6 protein-coding genes are annotated in these 6000 nt (G+C 69.8%); 5 read left to right on the top strand and 1 reads right to left on the bottom strand.

Features of this window, described 5'->3' with window-relative positions; translation table 11 throughout:
• Nucleotides 1-164 precede the first annotated feature (164 nt).
• The gene (locus WG209_RS00630) at nucleotides 165-944 is read right to left on the bottom strand and encodes a hypothetical protein (protein WP_337173048.1); all 780 of its coding nucleotides are present in this window, start codon (nucleotides 942-944) and stop codon (nucleotides 165-167) included.
• A 162-nt stretch (nucleotides 945-1106) separates the two neighbouring features.
• Here WG209_RS00630 and WG209_RS00625 point away from each other — a divergent pair, with 162 nt between their 5' ends.
• The 5 genes from WG209_RS00625 (at nucleotide 1107) to WG209_RS00605 (ending at nucleotide 5800) form a co-directional block, all read left to right on the top strand.
• Nucleotides 1107-1346 carry a type II toxin-antitoxin system prevent-host-death family antitoxin gene (locus WG209_RS00625; RefSeq protein WP_337173047.1) on the top strand — a complete coding sequence of 80 codons (240 nt, stop codon included), beginning with the start codon at nucleotides 1107-1109 and terminating at the stop codon, nucleotides 1344-1346.
• Entirely contained in the window at nucleotides 1343-1765 is a 423-nt protein-coding gene (locus tag WG209_RS00620; protein WP_337173046.1) for a type II toxin-antitoxin system VapC family toxin, read from the top strand. Before WG209_RS00625 ends, WG209_RS00620 begins: the two co-directional genes overlap by 4 nt.
• A 123-nt stretch (nucleotides 1766-1888) precedes the next feature.
• Nucleotides 1889-2980: a redox-regulated ATPase YchF gene (gene ychF / locus WG209_RS00615; RefSeq protein WP_337173045.1), complete on the top strand. Its 1092-nt coding sequence runs from the start codon at nucleotides 1889-1891 to the stop codon at nucleotides 2978-2980.
• Nucleotides 2981-3047: 67 nt separating this feature from the next.
• On the top strand, nucleotides 3048-3587 hold the full coding sequence (locus tag WG209_RS00610; protein WP_337173044.1) for a methylated-DNA--[protein]-cysteine S-methyltransferase: 540 nt from the start codon (nucleotides 3048-3050) through the stop codon (nucleotides 3585-3587).
• A gap of 11 nt (nucleotides 3588-3598) precedes the next feature.
• On the top strand, nucleotides 3599-5800 hold the full coding sequence (locus WG209_RS00605) for a hypothetical protein (RefSeq protein ID WP_337173043.1): 2202 nt from the start codon (nucleotides 3599-3601) through the stop codon (nucleotides 5798-5800).
• Nucleotides 5801-6000: the final 200 nt, after the last annotated feature.

Raw genomic sequence — 6000 nt, 5'->3', positions numbered from 1 at the left:
GCGGTGTCGGCCCAGGTCGAGCCGTGGGAGGAGGAGCGGAACCGGTCGAGGGTGCAGGTCAAGTGGAGCTTCCGGGTGGCCGACGCCCGCCGGAGGCTGGCTCACCTCTACCCACAACCTTCAAAGCGGTAGACCACTAGGTGCACCTCAGGCGAGGGCTTGCATCATGGCTCGCGATCTGCAACGCGCTCCCAGAAGGCGTCGTCGATGCTCGGCTCGAAGCCCTTCATCAGCGACTTCATGCGCGCGACTTTCCGCGACAGAACCGGGTCGGCCCGGGCGCGGCGGGCGACCTCGCGCGGGGCGACGATCATCCGCGAGAAGACCTCGGCCTTGTCCTCCTCGACTCCGGAGGTCGCGTAGCTGGTGAGGAAGCCGGGGGTGTCGTCGACCAGGAAGAAGCCGAGCGCGTCGTCCTGCGCGTTGATCCCGCCCCTCCCGTAGCTGAAGCCAGGCGGGTTGAGCGCCGACCAGTCGTCGTCGCGGTACACCTCGCCGTCGTCGCGGTAGTCGACGATGTGGTAGAACTCGTGATGGATGGCCGCCTTGCGGTATGGCAGGCTGTGCGAGCCGCGCGTGACGTCGTAATACAGGGCGTCGTTGCCGTAGTCGGGGATCGCCCCCCGGAGCTGGCCGTTGAACGCCAGGTCGGAGGCCAGCACGATCCGTCGCAGTCGCGACCGCTCCATCAGGGCGCGGGGATAGATCGAAAGCTCGTCCGCCAGCACCGCGGCGAAGCCGTCCAGCCCCTCGCCCGCCGGCGAGGCGGTGATCGGCCCGAACGGCGTGTCGACCCGGAGGTCGGCCGTGCGCGCCACGATCGGGACGCCCAGCGTCCGCGAGACCTTCTCCAGCCCCCCGACCCTCGCCGGCTCCTCGCCCTCCTCCGCGCGCGTCCAGGCCCCGGGGATCAGGCACGCGACGATGACGATGAGCGATCTCATGGGACGCGTCCGCGGATCGGATGATGGTGGATCGGGGGGCTCGGTCCATGCCTACAATAGAACGTAGTACGGGGCTCGCCCGTCGAACCTTGCTGGAGCATGCCGCCCGCTCGATAATTCGGCGACGGCCCGGCTAGCCTTGCCGACAAGGAGGCCCATGCGATGACGTGGAATCTCGACGAATTCAAGGACCGATTGACCGAGGTCATGAGCCTCGCCGTGACCGAAGGCCCGCAGACGATCACCGGGCTGCAAGAACCCGTGGTGGTGGTCTCGGCCGAGAAGTACGCCGAACTCACGGGCAAGCGGCTCGACTTCAAGGAGTATCTCCGCCTGGGAGTCGGCCTCGACGAACTGGATTTGACCAGGGACCAGGGCCCCGGCCGGGATATCGACCTGTGAGGGTTCTCCTCGACACCAACATTCTGGCCGAATTTGTCAAGCCGGACGGCTCCCCGACGGTCCATGCGGCCCTCGCCGGGATCCCCACGGCGAACGTCTTCCTGAGCGTGCTCACCCTGGGGGAGATCGTGAAAGGGATTGCCCTCATGGCCCCCGGCCGGAAGAAGGATTATCTCGCCGGATGGCTCGCCGGGGTCGAGGACCAGTATGCAGATCGAGTACTCCCGCTCGACGCCGAAACCGCCCGCATCTGGGGCGAGCTGACGGCTCGCGCCCAGAAGAAAGGGCTCACGATCCCCCCGGTCGACGGCCTCCTCGCGGCGACCGCCCTCCGGCACGGGATGCACGTCATGACGCGGAACGCGAGGCACTTCGAGCAGAGCGGGGCCCTCGTCATCAATCCGTGGCGGGGGACGTGATGGCCGCCGGGAATCCGGGGAAGACGCCGAGGCCCCCGCGCGGGTACGATGGCCGATTCGACCGGCCGTCGGGCCGTCGTCGTTGGGGTTCGGACCATCTGGGGATGAGGGCGTCGCGTCGCTATGAGGGCTGGCATCGTCGGTCTGCCGAACGTCGGGAAGAGCACGCTGTTCAACGCGCTGACCAGCTCCAAGGCGGCACAGAGCGCGAACTATCCGTTCTGCACGATCGAGCCCAACGAGGGGGTCGTCAGCGTGCCGGACGGGCGGCTGGAGCGGATCAGCCGGCACATCGTCCCCAAGAAGCTGGTCCCCGCGGCGCTTCGGCTGGTGGACATCGCCGGGATCGTCAAGGGCGCCAGCGAGGGGGAGGGGCTGGGGAACAAGTTCCTCAGCCACATCCGCGAGGTCGACGCCATCCTCCAGGTCGTCCGCTGCTTCGAGGACCCCGACGTCGTCCACGTCGCCGGCGCGGTCGACCCGATCTCCGACATCGAGGTCGTCGAGATCGAGCTGATGCTGGCCGACCTCCAGACGCTGGAGAACGCGCTCCCGAAGGCCGAGCGCACGGCCAAGAGCGGCGACAAGGACGCCAAGGCCCGCGTCGACGCCATCAAGAAGTGCCTGGAGCACCTGGGCAAGGACCTGCCGCTCCGCACCCTGACCACCCTGGACGCCCCGGAGCAGGCCGCCATCGCCAGCTTCGGCCTGATGACCGCCAAGCCGATCCTCTACGTCGCCAACGTCGACGAGGGGGACCTGGCCGGCGAGGGCCCGCTGGCCATGAAGGTCCGCGCCCGCGCGAAGGAGACCGGCGCCGGCGTGGTCGCCGTCTGCGCCAAGCTCGAGTCCGAGATCGCCGAGCTGGACGAGGCCGACCGCCTGGAGATGCTCCAGTCATCCGGCCTGGAGGAGCCCGCGCTCGCGGTCCTGGCCCGCGAGGCGTACCGCGTCCTGGGCCTCCAGAGCTACTTCACCGCCGGCGAGAAGGAGGTCCGCGCCTGGACCGTCCCCATCGGCGCCACCGCCCCCCAGGCGGCCGGGGTGATCCACACCGACTTCGAAAAGGGCTTCATCCGCGCCGAGGTCTACACCCTCGACGACCTGGAGACCTACAAGTCCGAGAAGGACATCCGCGCCGCCGGCAAGCTCCGCGTCGAGGGCAAGGCCTACGTCATGCAGGACGGCGACATCTGCCACTTCCTGTTCAACTGAGCGACCGGTCGACCGACGGGCCCGATCCGGTAGAATGGCGGGTCCACCGCGAAGGAGGACCGCCCGCATGCCAGACGCCCGCCGCGCCCGCTTCGCCAGCCCGATCGGCGTCCTCCTGCTGGAGGCCCAGGGCGACCGCCTCCGCGGCCTGCGCATGATCGACGACCCGTCCGACCCGCTGCTGGAAGGGGCGGAGTCGGGTGCCGCCGGGCCGTTCCTGGACGACGTCCGGGCGCGGCTCGACGACTATTTCGCCGAGCGCCCGAGCCGGTTCGACCTGCCGCTCCTGATGGAAGGGACCGACTTCCAGCGCCGCGTCTGGGGGGAACTCCTGAAGATCCCCCACGGCGAGACCATCTCCTACGCCGAGCTGGCCCGCCGCGTCGGCGACCCGAAGGCGACGCGCGCGGTGGGCTCGGCCAACGGCCGGAACCCGATCGCCGTGATCGTCCCCTGCCATCGCGTCATCTCCGCCGACGGCCGCCTCGGCGGCTTCGGCGGCGGCCTCGACCGCAAGCTCTGGCTCCTGCGGCACGAGGCCCGCGTCGTCGGCCGCGAGGCCCCGGCCTCCTGGACCCGCGGCCTCGCCCCCGCCCCTTACCCCTGAGAGAACCCGCCATGATCGCGAGGAAATCCCTCCCCCTCTCGCTCATCCTCGGCGTGCTCGCCGCGTCCGCCCCGACCTCCACCCCCGCCCAGACGCCCGACCCCCGCCAGGGGGAGGAACGGACCTCGTTCCAGACCCACGCGAAGTGGGACCCCGGCCTCCAGCTCCCGGCCGACGTCGCGATGGTCTACGGCATCGACGCCAGCATGCCGGACCGGAGCCGCCAGTGGAAGGAGCGCGGGTACATCGTCCACCTGATGACCGGCGTCTCCTGGGGCGAGTACCAGGACTATCTCTACGGCCGGTTCGACGGCAAGGAGCACGTCGACGAGGCCCAGACCGACCGCCACGGCAAGGTCATCTCCCACGGCGGCGACGTCTACTACATGTGCCCCGGCCCCGAGTTCGGCAAGTACCTCTCCCAGGGCGTCCTCCGCGCCATCGACGCCGGCGCCGAGGGGATCCACCTGGAGGAGCCCGAATTCTGGGCCCGCGCCGGCTACTCCGAGGGCTTCAAGCGCGCCTGGCGCGAGCACTACAAGGAAGAGTGGGCGCCGCCCCACGAGTCGGCCGACGCCCAGTACAAGGCCAGCAAGCTCAAGTACGTCCTCTACCGCGACGCCCTGGAGCAGGTGTTCGACGCGGTGAAGCAGCACAACAAGAAGACCGGCAAGGACGTGAAGTGCTACGTCCCCACGCATAGCCTGGTCAACTACGCCCTCTGGTGCATCGTCAGCCCCGAGTCCAGCCTGCTGACCGTCGGCGCCGACGGCTTCATCGCCCAGGTCTGGACCGGCACCGCGCGGTCCAAGAACTTCTACGAGGGGAAGGAGGCCGAGCGCACCTTCCAGACCGCGTTCTTCGAGTACGGCTCGATGACCGCCGTCACCCGCGGGACCCACGGCCGGCTCTGGTTCCTGCACGACCCCATCGAGGACGACCCCAACCACGACTGGGGCGACTACCAGACCAACTGGCGCGCCACCGTCGTCGCCTCGCTCTTCTGGCCGGAGACCACGCGGTTCGAGGTCGTCCCCTGGCCTGAGCGCGTCTTCCACGGCCGCTATCCCGCCCCCGGCGCGAAGCCCGACCCCTCCCTCTTCGGCCGTCGCCGCCGGTTCAAGGACTCCGACCGGATCCCCATCCCCCCCGACTACGCCACCGAGCTGATCGGCGTGATGAACGCGCTGAACGACATGGACCAGCCCGAGATCGCCTGGGATTCCGGCACGCGCGGGATCGGCCTGGTGGTCTCCGACGCCCTCATGTTCCAGCGCGAGGGGTTCAAGCCGTCGGATTCGCACCTCGGCAACTTCTTCGGTCTGGCCCTGCCGTGCATCCAGCGCGGGCTGCCGACGGAGCCCGTCCAGCTCGAGAACCTGCGGACCGTCGACGACCTCTCGCGGTACAAGGTCCTCCTGATGACCTACGAGGGGATGAAGCCCCTGACGAACGCCGCCGACCCGGTCCTCGCCGAATGGGTCAAGGCGGGGGGCGTCCTGGTCTTCGTCGACGACGACAAGGACCCGTACAACGACATCCGGTCCTGGTGGAACGCCGAGGGTGGCCCCAACTTCGCCAACCCCCGCCAGGCGCTCTTCGACGCGCTGGGGGTCGGCCGCGACGCCAGTCCCGGCGAGCACGCCGTCGGCGACGGCCGCCTGATCTGGGCCGAGTCGAGCCCCGCCGCCCTGAGCCGCAAGGCCGAAGGCGCGACCGAGGTCCGCGAGCTGATCGAGCGTGCCTGCGCCGCGGCCAGCCTCGACTACAAGGAGACGAACCACCTCGTCCTGCATCGCGGCCCGTACGTGATCGCCGCCGGCCTGGAGTCGAAGCCCGGCGAGTCGCCCCATGTCCTGCGCGGCCGGTTCGTCGACCTGTTCGACGCCCAGCTGACGGTCCGCGAGACGGTGGAACTCCCGCCGGATTCGCGTTCGCTCCTGATCGACCTGGACCGCGTCCCGACCGATCGCCCGAAGGTGGTCGCCGCCGCCTGCCGCGTCACCGACGAAACGCCGGCCGGCGACGGCCTGAGCTTCTTCGCCCGCGGCCCCGAGAACATCACCGCCTCCGTCCGCGTCCGCCTCCCGAAGGCCCCAACCTCGGCGACCGTCGCCGGCCAGCCCGCCGAAGTCGCCTGGGACGAGGCATCCAAGACCGCCCTCCTGCGCTTCCCCAACTCCGCCGACGCCGTGAAGGTGACGATCGAGTAACCGGTCGCGGCCAACGAGAGCCTTTCGCGGCGACCATCCCGGTCGTCGCGGGGCTCGATCCCGACGGTCTTCCCCCTCGGAACGGGGGGCGGGCTCCGGCGGCGTCGGAGGTGGGGAGCAGCCCCGGGAGCCACGCGTTTCGGAAACATGCTCAGGCCGGTGCCTCTTGAGAGGCCGCTCCGAACGGTGCCGGTTGCCTC

Source organism: Paludisphaera sp. (assembly GCF_037189885.1).
GTDB lineage: Bacteria > Planctomycetota > Planctomycetia > Isosphaerales > Isosphaeraceae > Paludisphaera.
The sequence above is the reverse complement of the archived record's forward strand: the minus strand, read 5'-3'. Positions and strand labels throughout refer to the sequence as shown.